Annotated in this window: 14 protein-coding genes and 1 pseudogene; 7 read left to right on the plus strand and 8 right to left on the minus strand. The window is 69.6% G+C overall.

Annotation, left to right across the window (positions count from 1 at the left end):
• Positions 1-29 precede the first annotated feature (29 nt).
• The 6 genes from A4E84_RS12535 to A4E84_RS12560 all read left to right on the plus strand — a co-directional run bounded on the left by A4E84_RS12535 (position 30) and on the right by A4E84_RS12560 (position 8,271).
• The gene (locus A4E84_RS12535; protein WP_062926646.1) at positions 30-998 is read left to right on the plus strand and encodes a hypothetical protein; all 969 of its coding nucleotides are present in this window, start codon (positions 30-32) and stop codon (positions 996-998) included.
• Between the two features lie 138 nt (positions 999-1,136).
• The gene (chvE, locus tag A4E84_RS12540) at positions 1,137-2,249 is read left to right on the plus strand and encodes a multiple monosaccharide ABC transporter substrate-binding protein (RefSeq protein ID WP_418082196.1); all 1,113 of its coding nucleotides are present in this window, start codon (positions 1,137-1,139) and stop codon (positions 2,247-2,249) included.
• A gap of 46 nt (positions 2,250-2,295) precedes the next feature.
• Positions 2,296-3,846: a multiple monosaccharide ABC transporter ATP-binding protein gene (gene mmsA / locus A4E84_RS12545; RefSeq protein WP_062926648.1), complete on the plus strand. Its 1,551-nt coding sequence runs from the start codon at positions 2,296-2,298 to the stop codon at positions 3,844-3,846.
• Positions 3,843-5,087, plus strand: a complete 1,245-nt coding sequence (mmsB, locus tag A4E84_RS12550) for a multiple monosaccharide ABC transporter permease (protein ID WP_062926649.1) — start codon at positions 3,843-3,845, stop codon at positions 5,085-5,087. Before mmsA ends, mmsB begins: the two co-directional genes overlap by 4 nt.
• Positions 5,088-5,142: 55 nt before the next feature.
• Complete coding sequence (locus tag A4E84_RS12555; protein WP_062926650.1) at positions 5,143-6,291, plus strand: aldose epimerase family protein; 1,149 nt, start codon at positions 5,143-5,145, stop codon at positions 6,289-6,291.
• 171 nt (positions 6,292-6,462) lie between these two features.
• A complete protein-coding gene (locus A4E84_RS12560; RefSeq protein WP_062926651.1) occupies positions 6,463-8,271 on the plus strand; it encodes a pyridoxal phosphate-dependent aminotransferase in 1,809 nt (602 codons plus the stop codon).
• Positions 8,272-8,357: 86 nt separating this feature from the next.
• Here A4E84_RS12560 and A4E84_RS12565 read toward each other — a convergent pair whose 3' ends face one another.
• The 8 genes and pseudogenes from A4E84_RS12565 to A4E84_RS12600 form a co-directional block, all read right to left on the minus strand.
• Positions 8,358-9,794 (minus strand): family 43 glycosylhydrolase, encoded by a 1,437-nt coding sequence (locus tag A4E84_RS12565; protein ID WP_062926652.1) that lies wholly within the window; start codon positions 9,792-9,794, stop codon positions 8,358-8,360.
• Positions 9,776-10,756, minus strand: coding sequence for an arabinan endo-1,5-alpha-L-arabinosidase (locus A4E84_RS12570; RefSeq protein WP_062926653.1), 981 nt, complete (start codon positions 10,754-10,756; stop codon positions 9,776-9,778). Before A4E84_RS12570 ends, A4E84_RS12565 begins: the two co-directional genes overlap by 19 nt.
• 170 nt (positions 10,757-10,926) lie before the next feature.
• The gene (locus tag A4E84_RS12575; protein WP_062926654.1) at positions 10,927-11,985 is read right to left on the minus strand and encodes a hypothetical protein; all 1,059 of its coding nucleotides are present in this window, start codon (positions 11,983-11,985) and stop codon (positions 10,927-10,929) included.
• 20 nt (positions 11,986-12,005) lie between these two features.
• Positions 12,006-12,464 carry a pyridoxamine 5'-phosphate oxidase family protein gene (locus A4E84_RS12580; protein ID WP_062926655.1) on the minus strand — a complete coding sequence of 153 codons (459 nt, stop codon included), beginning with the start codon at positions 12,462-12,464 and terminating at the stop codon, positions 12,006-12,008.
• 33 nt (positions 12,465-12,497) lie between these two features.
• Positions 12,498-12,869 (minus strand): ATP-binding protein, encoded by a 372-nt coding sequence (locus tag A4E84_RS12585; protein ID WP_062926656.1) that lies wholly within the window; start codon positions 12,867-12,869, stop codon positions 12,498-12,500.
• Positions 12,870-12,872: 3 nt separating this feature from the next.
• Positions 12,873-13,424: a YciI family protein gene (locus A4E84_RS12590; protein WP_062926657.1), complete on the minus strand. Its 552-nt coding sequence runs from the start codon at positions 13,422-13,424 to the stop codon at positions 12,873-12,875.
• A gap of 164 nt (positions 13,425-13,588) precedes the next feature.
• Positions 13,589-14,242, minus strand: a complete 654-nt coding sequence (locus A4E84_RS12595; RefSeq protein ID WP_062926658.1) for a DUF4360 domain-containing protein — start codon at positions 14,240-14,242, stop codon at positions 13,589-13,591.
• Between the two features lie 281 nt (positions 14,243-14,523).
• Positions 14,524-14,799: pseudogene (locus A4E84_RS12600) on the minus strand (RrF2 family transcriptional regulator); the annotation flags it as partial.
• Between the two features lie 148 nt (positions 14,800-14,947).
• On the opposite strand from A4E84_RS12600, the gene A4E84_RS12605 reads away from it, so the two are divergent.
• Complete coding sequence (locus A4E84_RS12605; protein WP_062926659.1) at positions 14,948-17,920, plus strand: glycoside hydrolase family 35 protein; 2,973 nt, start codon at positions 14,948-14,950, stop codon at positions 17,918-17,920.

Below are 17,920 nucleotides of genomic sequence, written 5' to 3' on the forward strand. Positions count from 1 at the left end.
TCCGAAATATCGAACCGAAGGACATTCCTGTGACCGACGCTCCCATCACGGCCGCCCGTAGGCCCGGTGAGCAGGCGCTCACCGCCCTGGGCCTGAGCGCGCCCGCCCCCGACCCCGCCGACGCCTCGCCGCACTCCTTCCCCGGCGGCGGCCGCTGGCGCACCGAGATCCCCTCCTGCGAGGGCCCCGAGGCGCTGGCCGTGGTGCTGAAGGAGGCCTCGCGGCTGGACGTGCCGATCCACCGGATCAGCCAGGGCAGCGGCGTGTGGATGCTCTCCGACGCCGAGATCACCGAGATGGTCGAGTCGACCGGTGAACGCGACATCGAGCTCTGCCTGTTCACCGGCCCGCGCGGCACCTGGGACATCGGCGGATCCACGCGCACCGACTCGCGGGGGGCCGGGCTGCGCGCCCGGGGCCACGACGCCGTCGCCGGCTGCGTCGAAGACGCCGTCAGAGCCACGGAGTTGGGCGTCAAGTGCCTGCTCGTCGCCGACGAGGGCGTGCTGTGGACGCTGCACCGGGCACGGGCCGCCGGGATCATCCCGGCCGACACCACGCTCAAGGTCTCCGCGCTCATCGGCCCCGTCAACCCGGCCGCGTACGCGGTCTACGAGCGCCTCGGCGCCGACTCGGTCAATGTGCCGAGCGACCTGACACTCGATCACCTCACCGAGATCCGGCGGGTGTCGGGCGCTCCGATGGACATGTACATCGAGGCCCCCGACGACCTCGGCGGCTACGTGCGGATGTACGAGGTCGCCGAACTCATCCGGCGCGGCGCGCCGCTCTACCTGAAGTTCGGCCTGTCCAAGGCGCCCGGGATCTACCCCTACGGGCACCACATGCGGGAGCTGACCCTGGCCACCGCAAAGGAGCGGGTGCGGCGTGGCCGGCTCGCCCTGGACCTCCTGGCCCGCCACGGCGCGGACGGCGACATGGCGCCTCTCGGCTCTCGGCTGCCGGGCGATCTACAACGGTTCGAAATCTCGTCATAACGTTCCGGAAACTCGCCTTACAAAAGACGACACAGCCGCGCACAATCCCACACATCTCTTCTCGGTCTTTCCGGCACGACCACCCGGAGCGACTTCGCGCCTCAGACCGAGCCCTGCCACAGATCAAGGATGACGATCATGCGTAACCGCAGAGCCGCTCTCACCGCCATAGCCGGAGCCGCTTCCCTCGCCCTCACCCTGTCCGCCTGCGGCCAGAGCGGTGAGGGGGGCAGCAAGGACAGCGAAGGCGACACCAAGGGCGCCACCATCGGCATCGCGATGCCGACCAAGTCCTCCGAGCGCTGGATCGCCGACGGCAAGAACGTCGTCGCGGACCTGGAGTCCAAGGGCTACAAGACCAAGCTGGTCTACGGCGAGGACGACCCCGACCAGCAGGTCTCGCAGGTCGAGAACCTGATCACGCAGGGCGTCAAGGCGCTGATCATCGCCGCGATCGACAACAAGTCGATGAACAACGTGCTCCAGCAGGCCAAGGACGCGAACATCCCGGTCATCTCCTACGACCGTCTGATCCTCGGCACGCAGAACGTCGACTACTACGCCTCCTTCGACAACGAGAAGGTCGGCGAGCTTCAGGGCACCTACATCGTCGAGAAGCTCGGCCTGAAGGACGGCTCCAAGAAGGGCCCCTTCAACATCGAGCTGTTCGCCGGCTCCAACGACGACAACAACACCCGCTACTTCTTCCAGGGCGCGATGAACGTCCTGCAGCCCTACATCGACAAGAAGCAGCTCGTCGTCCGCTCCGGCCAGACCAAGCTCAACCAGGTCACCACCCTGCGCTGGGACGGCGGCACCGCCCAGAAGCGCATGGACGACATCCTGACCTCGGCCTACAAGAGCCAGCGGGTCGACGCCGTCCTCTCCCCCTACGACGGCATCTCCATCGGCATCCTCTCGGCGCTGAAGTCCGACGACTACGGCTCCAAGAGCAAGCCGCTGCCGGTCGTCACGGGCCAGGACGCCGAGGTCGCCTCGGTGAAGTCGATCATCGCCGGCCAGCAGTCGATGACCGTCTACAAGGACACCCGCCAGCTCGCCAAGGTGTCCTCGAACATGGTCGACGCGCTGCTCAACAAGAAGAAGCCCGAGGTCAACGACACCGAGACCTACGACAACGGCGCGAAGGTCGTCCCGGCCTACCTGCTGGAGCCGGTCGCGGTCGACAAGGCGAACTACCAGAAGGAGGTCGTCGACTCCGGCTACATCAAGGAGAGCGACCTCAAGTAGTCCCCGCCACCGACCGACGATTCACCACTGATTGGAAGGCACGACCATGGCGGGACCCGTCCTGGAAATGCGCTCGATCGTCAAGACCTTTCCCGGCGTCAAGGCGCTGTCGGACGTCACACTGACCGTCCGGCAGGGCGAGGTCCACGCCATCTGCGGGGAGAACGGCGCCGGCAAGTCGACCTTGATGAAGGTCCTTTCCGGCGTCCACCCGCACGGCACGTACGAGGGCGACATCCTCTTCGAGGAAGAGGTCTGCCAGTTCAAGGACATCCGGGCCAGCGAAGAGCGCGGCATCGTGATCATCCACCAGGAGCTGGCCCTGGTGCCCTACCTCTCCCTCGCGGAGAACATCTTCCTCGGCAACGAGCACGCCACCCGGGGGATCATCAGCTGGACCGAGACCCTGCGGCACGCCACCGAACTGCTGCGCCGGGTCGGCCTGTCCGACCACCCGGACACCCGCGTCGCCGACATCGGCGTGGGCAAGCAGCAGCTCGTGGAGATCGCGAAGGCCCTTTCGAAGAAGGTGAAGCTGCTCATCCTGGATGAGCCGACCGCCGCGCTGAACGACGAGGACAGCGGCAAACTCCTGGATCTCATCCTGGAGTTGAAGAAGCAGGGCATCACCGCGATCATCATCTCGCACAAGCTCAACGAGATCCGCAAGGTCGCCGACTCGGTGACGATCCTCCGCGACGGCCAGACCATCGAGACCCTCGATGTGAAGGCCGAGGAGACCACCGAGGACCGGATCATCAGCGGCATGGTCGGCCGCGACCTGGAGCACCGCTTCCCGGAGCGGTCTCCGCACGAGCCCGAGGAGGGCGCGGCACCGGCCCTGGAGATCCGGGGCTGGACCGTGCACCACCCGATCGACCAGCAGCGCAAGGTGTGCGACGACGTGTCGCTCCACGTGCGGCGTGGAGAGATCGTCGGGATCGCCGGCCTCATGGGCGCCGGCCGCACCGAGCTCGCGATGAGCGTCTTCGGACGGACCTACGGCCGGTACGCCGGCGGCACGGTCCTGAAGGACGGCAAGGAGATCCGTACGAAGTCCGTCCCCGAGGCGGTCAAGCACGGCATCGCGTACGTGACCGAGGACCGCAAGCACTACGGCCTCAACCTCATCGACACCATCAACCGGAACATCTCGCTGAGCGCCCTGGGCAAGGTCGCCAAGCGCGGTGTGGTCGACGAGCACGAGGAGCGGCAGGTCGCGGAGGGCTTCCGCAAGTCCATGAACATCAAGGCGCCGACGGTGTTCGAGCCGGTGGGCAAGCTGTCCGGCGGCAACCAGCAGAAGGTCGTCCTCAGCAAGTGGATCTTCTCGGGTCCGGACGTGCTGATCCTGGACGAGCCGACACGCGGGATCGACGTCGGCGCCAAGTACGAGATCTACACGGTCATCGACCAACTGGCGGCCCAGGGCAAGGCGGTCGTCTTCATCTCCTCCGAGCTGCCCGAGCTGCTCGGTATGTGCGACCGCATCTACACGATGGCCGCGGGGCGGCTGACGGGTGAGTTCTCGCGGGCCGAGGCCTCCCAGGAATCGCTGATGCGTCAGATGACGAAGGACAAAGAGGTAACCCGATGAGCACGGACGTGACCGCCAAGAGCCCGGCCCCCGCGCCGCCGGGCAAGAGCGGAGGGGCCGCGGCCGACGGCCTGTTGCAGCTGGTGATGGAGGGCATGCGCCGCAACATGCGGCAGTACGGCATGCTGATCGCGCTGGGCCTGATCGTGGCTCTGTTCGCCGTCTGGACCGACGGCGACCTGCTGCTGCCGCGCAACGTCTCCAACCTGGTGCTGCAGAACAGCTACATCCTGATCCTCGCGATCGGCATGATGCTGGTCATCATCGCAGGCCACATCGACCTGTCGGTCGGATCGCTGACGGCGTTCATCGGATCGATGGCGGCCGTGTTCATGGTCAGGAACGACCTGCCCTGGCCGGTCGCGGTGATCCTGTGTCTGGCGGTGGGCGCGCTCGCGGGCGCCATCCAAGGATTCTTCATCGCGTACGGCGGCATACCATCGTTCATCGTGACCCTCGCGGGCATGCTGATCTTCCGCGGTCTGACGGAGATCTTCCTGGAGGGCCAGACCCTCGGCCCGTTCCCGGAAGGACTGCAGAAGGTCGCCAACGGGTTCCTGCCCGAGGTCGGACCGAACACCAACTACCACAACCTGACCCTGCTGCTGGGCTTCGCGATGATCGCCTTCGTGATCTTCCAGGAGGTCCGTGACCGCAAGCGGCAGCAGGAGTTCAACCTGGAGGTCCCGCCCACCAAGCTGTTCCTGCTGAAGCTGGTCGCGATCGGCGCCGCGGTGCTGACGCTCACCATGCTGCTGGCCAGCTACAAGGGCGCCCCGATCGTGCTGCTCATCCTGGGCGTGCTGCTCGTCGGCTTCGGCTACGTCATGCGCAACGCGATCATCGGCCGCCACATCTACGCCATCGGCGGCAACCTCCCGGCAGCCAAGCTGTCGGGTGTGAAGGACAAGAAGGTCACCTTCCTGGTCTTCCTGAACATGGGCATGCTCGCGGCCCTGGCGGGTCTCGTCTTCGCCGCCCGCTTCAACGCGGCCTCTCCCAAGGCCGGCCTCAACTTCGAGCTGGAGGCGATCGCGGCCTCGTTCATCGGCGGTGCGTCGATGAGCGGCGGTGTCGGCACCGTCCTCGGCGCGATCATCGGTGGCCTGGTCCTGGGCGTGCTGAACAACGGTATGAACCTCGTCGGCATCGGCACCGACTGGCAGCAGGTCATCAAGGGCATGGTGCTGCTGGCGGCGGTCGGGTTCGACGTGTGGAACAAGCGCAAGGTCGGTTCGTAAGTCAGCTCGGGCCCCGCTGGAAGGCGGGGCCCTTTCCTTATCGGGAGCCGCACACATGGAACTGAACAGACGCACGGTCATCGCGGGAGCAGCAGCGGCGGGCATAGCCGCCACCACGCTCGGCGGCACGGCGCACGCCACGGGAGGCAGGAAGCCGGTGAAGACGCTCTTCGGCAAGCTGGCCGACGGCACCAAGGTCTACAGCTGGTCGCTGGAGAACGGCGGCACCCGCCTGAAGGTCCTCTCCTGGGGCGGTGTCGTCCAGTCACTGGAGATCCCCGACCGTCGCGGCCGGTACGCCAACGTCTCCGCGGGCTTCGACAACCTCGAGGACTACGTCGCGAAGACCCCGTACTTCGGCGCGCTGATCGGGCGTTACGGCAACCGCATCGGCAAGGGCAAGTTCACCCTGGACGGCAAGGACTACCAGCTGTCCGTGAACGACGGCGAGCAGAGCCTGCACGGCGGCACCCAGGGCTTCGACAAGCGCGTGTGGGACGTCGAGCCGTTCACCAAGGGCTCCGACGTCGGTCTGCACCTGTACTACACGAGCGTCGACGGGGAGATGGGCTACCCGGGCACGCTCAAGACGAAGGTGACGTACACCCTCACCCGGCACGGTGACTGGCGCATCGACTACGAGGCCACCACGGACAAGGCCACTGTCGTCAACCTCACCAGCCACGTCTACTTCAACCTCGCCGGTGAGGGCAGCGGCACGATCGAGGACCACGAGCTCCAGATCGCCGCCTCCCGTTACACGCCCACCGACGCGGGCCTGATCCCCACGGGCGAGCTGGCCAAGGTCGCGGGCACGCCGTTCGACTTCCGCAAGGCCAAGCCGATCGGCCGGGACATCCGCGTCTCCCACCCGCAGCTGGTCACCGCCAAGGGCTTCGACCACAACTGGGTCCTCGACAAGGGCATCACCGCCCGCCCCGAGCACGTGGCCACCCTGCGCGACCCGGCCTCCGGCCGCACGATGAAGATCGCCACGAACGAGCCGGGCCTGCAGTTCTACTCCGGCAACTTCCTCGACGGCACGCTCACCGGCCCGTCCGGCCGCACCTACCGGCAGGGCGACGCCCTGTGCCTGGAGACGCAGCACTTCCCGGACTCGCCGAACAAGCCGAAGTTCCCGTCGACGGTGCTGCGACCGGGGCAGACGTACCGCACGACCACGATCCACACGTTCGGCTGCTGAGGCCACTGACAGGTCTTCACAGATAGAGCACAAGTTCTGACCGTCTTCACGACGGTTGAACAGTGTCACCGTGGTCTCCGTATGAAAGGGCGGCCCGCGCTCCCCCGCGCGGGCCGCCCTTAAACGTCGGGCCCGTCCGTCCCCAACGGGCCCGCCTCATACGGAGGTTCCATGGCCGACAACGTCACGTCGCTGTTCCGCAGTACCGCGGCCCACAGCCCGTCGATGGCGGCTCTGACACGTGAGGGCGGCGAGGGTGCCGGCCCCGTGGACTTCTGTATCCCCTGCAACCCGTACTTCCCGACCCCGGCCATGTTCGAGGACATGGCGAGCCGGCTGCGCGACATCATCACGTACTACCCGAGCAGCGCCGACACGATCACGGCCGAGCTGTGCAGCCTGCTCCAGCTGCCCCCGCAGTGCGTGGCCATGGGCAACGGCTCCACCGAGCTCATCACCTGGATCGACCACCTGCTGGTCCGCGAGTCCCTCGCCGTGCCCGTCCCCACCTTCGGCCGCTGGACCGACCAGCCCATGGAGACCGGCAAGCGGGTCGACATGTTCCCGCTCCAGGAGTCCAGCGGCTTCGCCCTCGACCTCGCCCAGTACGCCGAGTTCATCCGGGCCCGCGGCACGCGCGTCGCCGTCATCTGCAACCCCAACAACCCCGACGGCGGCTTCCTGCACAAGCACGCCATCGTGCAGTTCATGGACGCCATGGCCGACCTCGACCTGGTCGTCATCGACGAGTCGTTCCTGGAGTTCGCGGACGCCGAGGCCGAACCGTCCGTCGTGCAGGAGGCGATGCTGCGGCCCAACGTCGTCGTGCTGCGCAGCCTCGGCAAGAACTTCGGCCTGCACGGCATCCGCTTCGGCTACCTCGTCGCCAACCCGGCGCTCGCGGGCCGCATCCGCTCGATGCTCCCCAAGTGGAACCTCAACTCCTTCGCCGAGCACGTCGTCTTCATGCTCAAGGAGCACGGCGCCGAATACGCGCAGAGCCTCCAGCAGGTGCGCCGCGACCGCCTCGACATGGCCGGCCAGCTGTCCTCCCTGCCCGGGCTGACGGTCTACCCGTCGCAGGGCAACTTCCTCTTCGTACGCCTCCCCGTCGGTGCCGAGGGCACCGTCGTCCGGGACCGGATGCTCACCGAGCACCGGATCCTGGTCCGCGAGTGCGGCAACAAGATCGGCTCGTCCAGTCGCTTCCTGCGTCTCGTGGTGCGCCCCCAGGTGGACGTGCGTCGCCTGGTGTCCGGCCTGGAACAGGTGCTCTACGGGACGTCCAGGAGGGGAGCCGCCGTGCCCGAGCTGGGCAATGGGACCAGCTACAGCTCGGGCACGGCGGCCGTGGACCGCCTGGTGAGCGAGACGAACGGGTCGGGCATGCGGGGCCTCGCGGCGCAGGCGGTGGGGATGGCCGCGGCACCGGCCGCCGTGGCCGCGGCGCCGGCCCCCGCCGCGGCCACGGCGGCCGGGGGGCCGGGGCTCGCCCCGGCCGCGAGTACGGGCGGGGTGGGGTTCGCTCCTGCCGCGGCGGCCGCCGCCCCGGCTCCCGCGCCGGCGCCCACTCCGGCCACCGGCATCGGCATGCCGCTCCCCGCCGCCGCGTCCGCCGTTCCGGCGGGTGCGGGCGGTGGGATGCCGATGCCGGCTGCGGCGCAGATGCCGCAGCCGCAGCCCCAGATGCCGCAGGCCGTGCCACAGCCGGCCCCCCAGCCGGTGGCCGCCCCGGCCCCGCCCCTGGCGCCCGCGGCCCAGGCCCCGGCGCCGGTCCCTGCCCCCATGCCCGCGCCCATGCCCGCGCCGGCGCCCATGGCCGCCCCGTTCACCGGGCCGACGCCGCCCGGTGTTCCGGCCCGTGGGGGCCTGACGGCGGCGCAGGTGCGGGGGACGAACGGGCTGACGCCGGCGCCGGCCACGGGGTGGCCTGCGGCGCAGAGCTGGCCGAACGCGGCGGGGATGGGGCAGGCGGGGTAGCGCCCTCTCGCCGTAGGTGGTTCCTGCGACGGTGCGGGTGCGGGTCCTTCGTGGTTGATCGCGCAGGTCCCCGCACCCCTCGGGCGTCAGGCCGCCGTCAGTTTCCACTGCTGGCAGGTGTTGTTGAGCCAGGACCACTGGCGTACGTCGGCGCCGTCCGCCGTCGAGCAACCGGCGACGTCCGCCACCTTCCCCGTGGCCTTGTTGGTGATACGGACATAACCACCGTCCGTAGCCACGAACTGGTACCGCTGACAGGTGTTGTTCAGCCAGGACCACTGGCGCAGGTCGGCGCCGTCGGCCGTCGAGCAGTCGGCGGTGTCGAGGACCTTGCCGGTGGCGACGTTCACCAGGCGGTGGGTGTCGTCGCCGAGGTCCTCCAGGCGCCAGCGCTGGTTGCCGCCTCCGTTGCAGCCGTACTGCTGGACGTTGGCTCCGTCGGCCGAGGAACTCCCCGCCACCTCCAGACACCTGCCGCTGTTGCGGTTGGTGACGGTGTAGGTCGTCGAGGCCGCCGACGGTTCCCCGGAGGGGCCGGGGAGGGACGCCCCGAGCCTGACCGGCGTGCCGAAGTTCGGCGTTCCGTCGGAGTTCCAGGTGAACTTCTGCGCCCGGGTCGTACGACCGTTGTCGCAGCCGTCCGAGGCGGAGTCGTTGGCGTGGTAGACGATCCAGTTCTCGCGGCCGTCGGGCGAGGTGAAGAAGCCGTTGTGGCCGGGGCCGTACACCCCGTTCGCGTCACTGCGCTGGAAGACGGGCGTCGACTTCTTGGTCCAGGAGGAGGCGGACAGCGGGTTGGAGCCCGTCAGCTCCAGTTGCCCGAGCTTGTAGTCGGGCGTCCAGCAGCCGCTCGCGGAGTAGATCAGGAAGGTCCGGCCGTTGCGCTGGAGGACCTCCGCGCCCTCGTTGACCGTGCCGCCCTGCCGCTCCCAGGCGTGGGTCGGTGTGGAGATCGTCGAGTACGCGCCGCTGACGGTGTACGGGTTCGACATCGCCGCGATGACGACGTTCTGCGTCCCGCCGGTGTTGGCGCTGCCCAGCATGTACAGCCGGCCGCCCACGTTCAGCACGCTCGGGTCGAGCATCCAGGCGCTGTTGAGCTGCCCCTTGTAGGTGTACGGCCCCATGGGGTCCGAGCCCGCGCTCTCCAGCACATGGCTGCGCTGTGTCGGGTTGTAGTCGGACACGTTCTGCCCGGCCACGTAGTACAGGTACCAGCGGCCGTTGAGGAAGTGCAGCTCCGGCGCCCAGATGTTGCAGCAGCGGGAGGCGGCGTCGCCCTTCCACACCTGGACGCTGGGGGCGGTGGAGAGCCCGGCGAGGGTGGTGGACTTGCGGATGGTGATGACGTCGGTCCAACTGGTCGTCACCAGGTAGTAGTTGCCGTCGTGGTACGAGATCCAGGGATCGGCGCCTTTGACGGACTTGACCGGGTTGGAGAAGGAGGCGGCGCTCGCGGAGGGCTGGCCGAAGCTCAGCGCGAGCAGCAGGGCCGCCAGCAGGGTCAGTAGGCGACGGGCCATCCGCTGCTCCAGTTCAGGAGGTTGATGCCGAGTTTGGGTGTGCCGTTCGCGTTGCCGTCGTAGTAGTGGTAGACGATCAGGTCGCCGTCGGCGTCCTTCAGGATCGACTGGCCGCCGGGGCCGATGACGCTGCCGTGGGACTCCAGGACGGGCGTGCCGCCGTTCTTCATCAGGTCGACGCCATTCTTGTCGCGGTACGGCCCGGTGACGCTGGAGGCGCGCCCCACCTTCACCTTGTACGTCGAGCTGGTGCCGGCGCAGCAGGTGTCGTACGAGGCGAAGAGGTAGTAGTAGCCGCCCCGCTTGACGATGAAGGGCGCCTCGACGGCCTTGGTCCCGGTGGGGCGGGAGGCGAGCGAGTGCCGGGTGGTGTTGGAGGAGAGCTGCTTCCCGGTGGACGGGTTGATCTGGATCATCTTGATCCCGGTCCACCAACTTCCGAACGACAGCCACCACTTGCCGTCGTCGTCCACGAAGAGGTTCGGGTCGATGGCGTTGAAGTCGCTGGACGAGCTCGAGGTGTAGACCGTGCCCTGGTCGGTCCAGCTGCCCGGCTGGCCGGTGGTGGAGGTGGCGAGGCCGATGGCCGAGGTGTTCGAGCCGAACTTCGAGACGGAGTAGTACATCAGGTACTTGCCGCCGTGGTACGAGATGTCCGGCGCCCAGGCCTCCGGCACGGAGGAGTAGTTCCGCCACCAGCCCGGCCGGCTGGAGAAGGCGTCGCTGCCGTTGCGGAAGGCGGTGCGGTCGCTGCTGGTCTTGTTGGCGATGCCGCCACCGGTGGCGTAGAGCAGGTACTGGCCCGACGAGGTGCGGAGCATCGACGGGTCGTGGGTGACGACGTCACCGGTCACCCGGCCGGGGTTGGGGTACGCGGACGCCGTGCTCGGAATCAGGGCGAGCAGGGCTGCGGCGGGGAGTGCGAGCAGGGCGGTGCGCCTGCGCACGGGGGTGCGGCTCATGCGGGTCCTCCTTGCGGTGGGGGTGAAAGTGCTGCCGATATGTCGAACAGCGATCGCAAGTTCGAACGGGACCGTAGAATCGAACCCCTTGCGCGTCAATGGTTCGCGCAGCAACGACCGCGCCCCGAGGAGGAAATCCCTCCCCGGGGCTGTCGCCGTTCCCCGGAAAATCAGCCGGTGGGGAGACCCAACCCGTAGTACGTCACGTGATAGCCGTCCACGTACGCGGCCTCACCGCCGACGATCAGACCGGCCGGCTCGGCCACCCCCGCCGCCCTGGCCGTCGCCACGAGCATCTCAGCGAGGGCGCGGCCCTTGGGCTGGCCGGGCCCTCCCGCGTCCACGCGCCACACCGGATCGTCGTCGCGCCAGACCGAGGCGGTAGCCGGGTGTTCGGCGACGGTGCCCCAGCCGAGCGCAGCCGCATCGACGCCGTCCGGGGCGAAGCAGCCGATCGACAGCCGGTCGCCGCACGTGACATCGAAGAGGAGGGGCGCACCACCGCCGGTCCGCCCGTAGAACGGCATCCCGAAACCGACACCGAGGGCGACGGCCTCGGCGGGCAGGGCACCCAGGAAGTCGCCCAGCGACCGGGTGACGGTCTCCCAGCTGCGGGCGGTCCAGCCGCCGGGGAAGCCGAGGCCGGCGTTGGCCGGATCGCGATTGCTGCCGAAGAAGCCGCTGAGGGCGTGCTCTTCGCCGTGGCCCTGACGCCAGAACCAGTTCTCCGCCGGGCCGGTGGGCTGCAGGACCAGCTCCGGCCCCGCCTTCCCGGCGCGCAGCTCCAGGGTGTCCGGGCTGCCGCGCCAGCGCATGAAGGGGGCACCCCACAGCGGCCCGCTGTCGTAGAAGGGGCCCATGTCGCCGTGCGACCCCATGACGGACGGCCGGCCCAGGGCCGCGGTCAGTTCCTCGCCGGCCGCGCGGAAGGCGGCGGCCTGTGCGGGGGCGTCGGATGCGGCGGCCGCCACCGGTACCGCGAGCTCCACATACGACTCGCCGTCGGTGTACCGCTCTTCGTAGGTGCCGACGGGACGCAGGCGGGCGTCGCCCGAGGAGAGGCCGGTGATCAGGACCGGACGGTCCGCCGTGCCGCCCCGGGCCCAGCCGAGCCCGTCCGCCAGGGCGTTCACCCCGTCCGGCGTCCAGCCGCCGGTGTCCGCCGCGCGGAGTCGTCGGGCGAGGTCCGCGAGCGATGGTTCTTCAGTGCTGCCCCGTTGTGCGTTCATGCGCTCATCGTGCCGCAGCCCTATCCCTCGATGTCGAGCACGGTCCCGTACAGCCGGTCCACCCTCAGCCGGATGACGACGCGCCGCTCGTCGACCAGTTGCCGGAGGAATGCGCCCTCGTCCTCCGGTTCGGCGCCCGCCGGGATCATCGCGAGCAACTCCCGGCCGACCGCGTCGCCGGGAACCGTGGTGGGCTCGGAGACCTCGGCGTCTCCCTCGGCGACGGCGAACGACCAGATGTCCCCGCCCTGTACGTGCAGCGCGGCACGGGGTGCGCGGCGCAGGTGCTTGACCTTGACGCGGTCGGCGGTGGTCGAGAAGCGCACCGTGCGGGACTCGGCGTCCCAGCTGTACACCATGGTGGTCAGGTGGGGGTGGCCACTGCGTTTGACGGTGGCGAGCGTGCCGAACTGCTGCTTGCCGAGCAGGTCGGAGAGGGCTGCGTCGGACAGGGGGCGGGGTTCCGGTCTCTGCGTCATGCCATCGCCAACACCGTTGCGGCGCAGATCATTTCAGGGTGCCGGCCGGAATCTGACCTCGGCACGTACGGTCTTGCCGGGCGCCGGCTTCCGTTCCAGCACCTCCCACCGTTCGGCGAGCGCCGCGACGAGGGCCAGCCCCCGGCCGTGTTCGTCGAGGGTGCCCGGCCGCGCCACGCCACACGGCCCTGCCGGGCTCGGCGGCCCGCTGTGCGTGTCGGTCACCTCGACGCGGACGCTGTCGCCGACGAGCGACAGCCGCAGCTCGAAGTCCCTGCCCGGCACGCGCCCGTGCGTCACGGCATTGGCGGCCAGCTCGGCGACGATCAGGGCGACGGCGTCGGAGGCGTCCGTGCCGTGGGGGACGCCCCAGGTGTGCAGCCGGTCCACGGCCGGGCCCGACACACGTCACCGCCGCCCGCCGAACTCCCACGCGTGCACCTCGATGCCTGCGTACCGCCCCTGGTGGGCCAGCAGCGCACGCGCCGCCTCCGCGTCCGGGGCCCGCACCAGCGCTGCCGTTCCCACCCACACGGCACCGTCGTCGGACAGCAGCGGCCCGTAGGCGATGAGATCGTCCCGGTCGTACGGCACGTCGAGGTCGACGGCCGTCCCCGCCCCGAAGCCGAGCACGAGGAATCGGTCCCCACCGCTCGGTCCACCGGGAAACTCCCACATGGTCCGCCCCAGCAGATTCCGCCACCGCCGCAGCAGCACGTCCCGGTAGACCCCGGCCTGGTGGTTGGGCTCCTCGAAGGCGAACGCGCGGGCAGCGACGGCATCCGGCAGGTCGACGATGTGCACGCTGCCCGTGACCGTCTCCCCGTCATCCGCGAAAGTCGGCCCACGGGCGATCAACTCCGCCTCGTACCGGTCCATATAGGCCCAGTGTGCCTCCCCCAGTTCCTCACGCAGGGGCAGGGAGCCGGGCCGGTCGCGGTGGTAGCAGAAAAACTCCATGGCTCATCCAACCTCGGTGACCACTCTCGTGTCCTCCGTCGTCACGACCGCAGGAGAGCAGACCGTGCGCAGCGCCGCCGTGACCCCCGAGGGCGACCGAATCCGCTGACACAAGGGGCGGCCCGCCGGACCACAGGCCCGGTGAACCGCCCCCGTTCACCCCGTCACGACTTCTTCGGGCACTCCTTCCACGCCAGGTGGTACACCGTGCTGATGTCCCCGTCCGTGGAGTCCATCGTCATGAAGCTGACCTTGTCGGCCGACTGGGTGCCGGCGTTGACGCGGATCTCGGTGTTGATGTTGAAGTTGCGTTGGACTCCGCAGGGTGCGTAGACCAGTTGGGCCCAGTCGGTCTCGTCGGTGGCCTGCCAGTTGTCGTTGAGGGGGCCGCTGAAGGGATGGCTCTTGTACACCGTGCTGGGCGAGCCCTGGAAGTAGTACGAGGCCCGCTGGGTGGCGCTCGCGCCCCGCTGGAGGGAGGCGAATCCCCGGTAGTCCGCGCTCGCGATGGCGTAGGTGAAGCCGCCGGGGACGTGGACCTTCAGGTTGAGCTGGCAGTTCCTGCGGAACGCGGTCGGGTCGGAGCTTCCGCCGGCCTGTGCGAGGTAGTCGCTGTAGGTCACCGTGAAGGCGGTGTTGTCCTCGGAGACGGCGACCGCTGCCGTGCCCTGCGGGCAGCCGGAGCCGTTCACCGTGGCGACCTGGATGATGATCTTGTCCGGGGGCGGGTCGTCGAACCCGGAGGACGGGGATTGTGCGGGAAGTGCGCTGGTGAGCAGCGCGGCGATCGCGCCGCTCAGGAGCAGGCCACCGGCCATGGTTCTCCCATCCGTTCGTGGGGGGTGGATCGTGAAGTTGAATAAGCATGCACATGTCAAAGCGACAGGTACACGCACCCCCGGCCTGTGACCATTCCATGAAGGAGATGTGAAGAGCGGGAGCGGTCGCATCGTACGCAGGACGGCAGGGGTCGGCCAGGTCCCTCTCCGGCCATTCACACTGGCGGGAATTCACCCGGTACCGGCGGACGCATAGGGTGCGTTGCACCAGTGCGTCAGACCGAGGACATCCCGAGGACGGAATGAGGATCACGCACAGCGCCGCGCACGGACACGATCGGCCCGTCCACGGCCCGGAACACGTCCGCGACCGTGACCTCCGAGGCCTCCCGGGCCAGCCGGTGGCCGCCGCCCCCGCCGCGCCGGCTGTCGACGACGCCGCCGCGCCGCAGATCGCCGCGGATCCCCTCCAGGAACTTGTGGGGGATGTCCTGCGCGGTGGCGACGGCCTCCGCCTTGACCGGCCCCTCGCCCTGCCGGGAGCCCGGCTCCACGACCGCTCGTCCCGCGCGGTCCGCACGTGCCGAGATCCTCATAGGACCATGGTGGCCGTCACCCTGTAGACATGGAGCACACGCACCCCAGCACCACATCGAGCACGCACCCCGCACCACATCGACCACACGCACTCCGTACGACAAGCACACGCACCACGCATCGCATGGCACAACAGGAGGCGCTCCCTTGGAGCTCAGCAGGCGTACCTTCCACGCTCTCGCCGGCACGGCCACGCTCGGCTTCGCGCTGACCGGCAGCGGGTCGCCGACCTCCGCCGGCACGGCACGGAGCGTACCCACGGGCCCGCCGCCACCGGTTCCGCGCGCGGACGGCCGGCGGCACGAGGTCGGCTTCGACCGGTACTCGCTGCTGGTCGACGGCCGCCGACTGGTGATCTGGTCGGGCGAGATGCACCCCTTCCGGCTGCCGAGCCCGTCCCTGTGGCGGGACGTGCTGGAGAAGATGCGTGCCCACGGCTACAACGCGGTCAGCGTGTACGTCGCCTGGAACCACCACTCCCCCGCCCCCGGCCGCTACGACTTCACCGGCGTGCGCGACCTGGACCTGTTCCTGCGGACGGCCGCCGAGACCGGTCTGTACGTGATCCTGCGGCCCGGCCCGTACATCAACGCGGAGGTCGACGCCGGCGGCTTCCCCGGCTGGCTGACCGCGACCGAGGGCCGGGCCCGGACCTCCGACCCGACGTATCTGCGCTACGTCGACGAGTGGCTGACCGCCGTGAACGCCATCGTCGCGAAACGCCTGTTCACGCGGGGCACGGGCACGGTGCTGCTCTACCAGATCGAGAACGAGTACGACGCGCACGTCGACGAGCCCTCCGGGCGCGCCTACATGTCGTACCTGTACGAGAAGGTCCGCGCCGACGGCATCGACGTGCCGCTGTTCCACAACGACAAGGGCAGGAACGGCCACTGGACGCCCGGCTCGTTCGGCACCGGCGGCGAGAAGGGACGCTGGCTGTACGGGTTCGACGGATACCCGGAGCCGGACGAGGTGCCGCCCGACTGGGGGCACTTCGGGACCGGCGGGGCGAAGGGCGGGGCCACGGCCAGTCCGCGCACGCCAGGGTTCGTGCCCGAGTTCGGCGGGGGCTGGTTCGACCCGTGGGGCGGGTCCTGGTTCGACGGCAAGGGGTACGCCGAGGCGCGCCGGACCCGGGACGCGGCGTACGAGCGGCGCTTCTACCTCACCAACCTCGCCAACGGCATCACGCTGCACAACGTCTACATGACGTACGGCGGCACCTCCTGGGGCTGGCTGCCCGCGCCCGTCGTCTACACGTCGTACGACTACGGCGCGGCCTTCGACGAGGCCCGCAACGCCACCCCGAAGCTCGCCACCATGCACCAGATCGGCCAGTTGCTGCGCCATGTGCCGGACCTCGCCAAGCTGAACCGGGGCAAGGCGGTACAGGCCGCCGACGAGCGGATCAAGGTCTACCACCTGGCCAACCCCGACACCGGGGCCCACTTCTACCTCCTGCGCAACGACTCCGAGGAGACGGTCACCTCGACGCTGCCGGATGCCGGAATCGACGTGCCGGTCACGGTCCCGGCGCGGGACGCCAAGCTGATCGCCGCCGGGCTGAGACTCGGCAGGCGGACGCTGGTGCACGCCACCGTGCAGCCCATGCTGAGCCTGACCGCCGGGCGGCAGGACATCGCCGTGTTCGCGGGCCGGCGGGGCGATCTGGCGCAGGTCGTGCTGGACTGCCCGGACGAACCGACGCCCATGCGGCTGGACCCGGAACCCGCGTGGGCCTACAACCTCGGCAAGCTGTACGTCACCGCTCCGCTCGGCGTCGGCGAGCTGAGCCGGGTGCGGATCGAGAGCGACGGCGTGGACACGCCGATGCTGCTGTTGTTCGCCGACGACGCGACGGCCGTGCGGCTGTGGCCGTACGAGACGCCGTCCGGCCGGCTCCTCGTCTACGGGCCGGCACTGCTGCGGTCGGCCGTGCTGCGCGGCTCCACCGTCCACCTCACCGGGGACACCACCGCGCTGACCGGCCTGGAGGTGTGGGGACCGCGCGGGATCACCCACGTCACGTGGAACGGACGCCCGGTGCCCACCCGGATCAGCGGCTCCGGCAGCCTGCTGGCGCTGCGGCCGCTGCCCGGTGTGACCCGGCCGGCCCTGCCCGCCCTGGACGGCTGGCGACGGCGGGCCGGGAACCCGGAGTCCGAACCGGACTTCGACGACTCGGACTGGACGACGGCCGACAAGGAGACCACGTTCAGCACCACGCCCGTGCCCGGCGGGCAGCCCGTGCTGTTCGCCGACGACTACGGCTTCCACTACGGCGACGTCTGGTACCGCGGCGAGTGGACCGGCGACAGCGGCATCGAGTCCGTGTCCCTGGCCTACAGCACGGGCACGCAGGGCCTGCTGATGGCCTGGCTGGACGGCGAGCCGCTGGGCACGCACCGGATGCCCGTGCCGGACAAGGAGCGGGCGCGGCAGGGCACGTGGACCGCGGAGGCCGGCTTCGACCTGCCGGAGCGGCTGCGGAAGAAGCTCCGTGAGGGAGAGCCTGAGCAGCGGCACGTGCTGTCCGTGCTCGTCCGGCGGATGCAGCACGACATGGACGGCGAGGCGCTCGACACGCACAAGGCCGCGCGCGGGCTGACCGCCGTCACCTTCGAGGGCGGCTCCCCGAGGGTGAAGTGGCGTATCCAGGGCGCGACCACGCCGGACCCCGTGCGCGGTCCGATGAACAACGGCGGGCTGCACGGGGAGCGCGAGGGCTGGCACCTGCCCGAGTACGACGACGGGGACTGGAAGGACGCCGGGCTCCCCGCGGGCGACCGGCGGCAGGGCGTCACCTGGTACCGGACGGACTTCCGGCTGGACGTCGCCCCGGGCGTCGACGCCTCGGTCGGGCTCGTCCTCGACGACGACCCCGAACGGGCGTACCGCGTCCAGATCTTCCTCAACGGCTGGAACCTGGGCCAGTACATCAACGACGTGGGCCCGCAGCACACCTTCGTGCTGCCGAACGGCATCGTGCGCACCCGGGGCGCCAACACCCTGGCGCTGGCGGTGCTGTCCGACGGGAGCACCCCCTCCGGGCCGGGCGAGGTGCGGCTGACACTGCTGGGCGCCGCGGCCGGAGGGGTGCCCGTCAAACCGGTCTGA

The sequence above is a fragment of the Streptomyces qaidamensis genome, from assembly GCF_001611795.1.
In the GTDB taxonomy this organism is placed as follows: Bacteria; Actinomycetota; Actinomycetes; order Streptomycetales; family Streptomycetaceae; genus Streptomyces; species Streptomyces qaidamensis.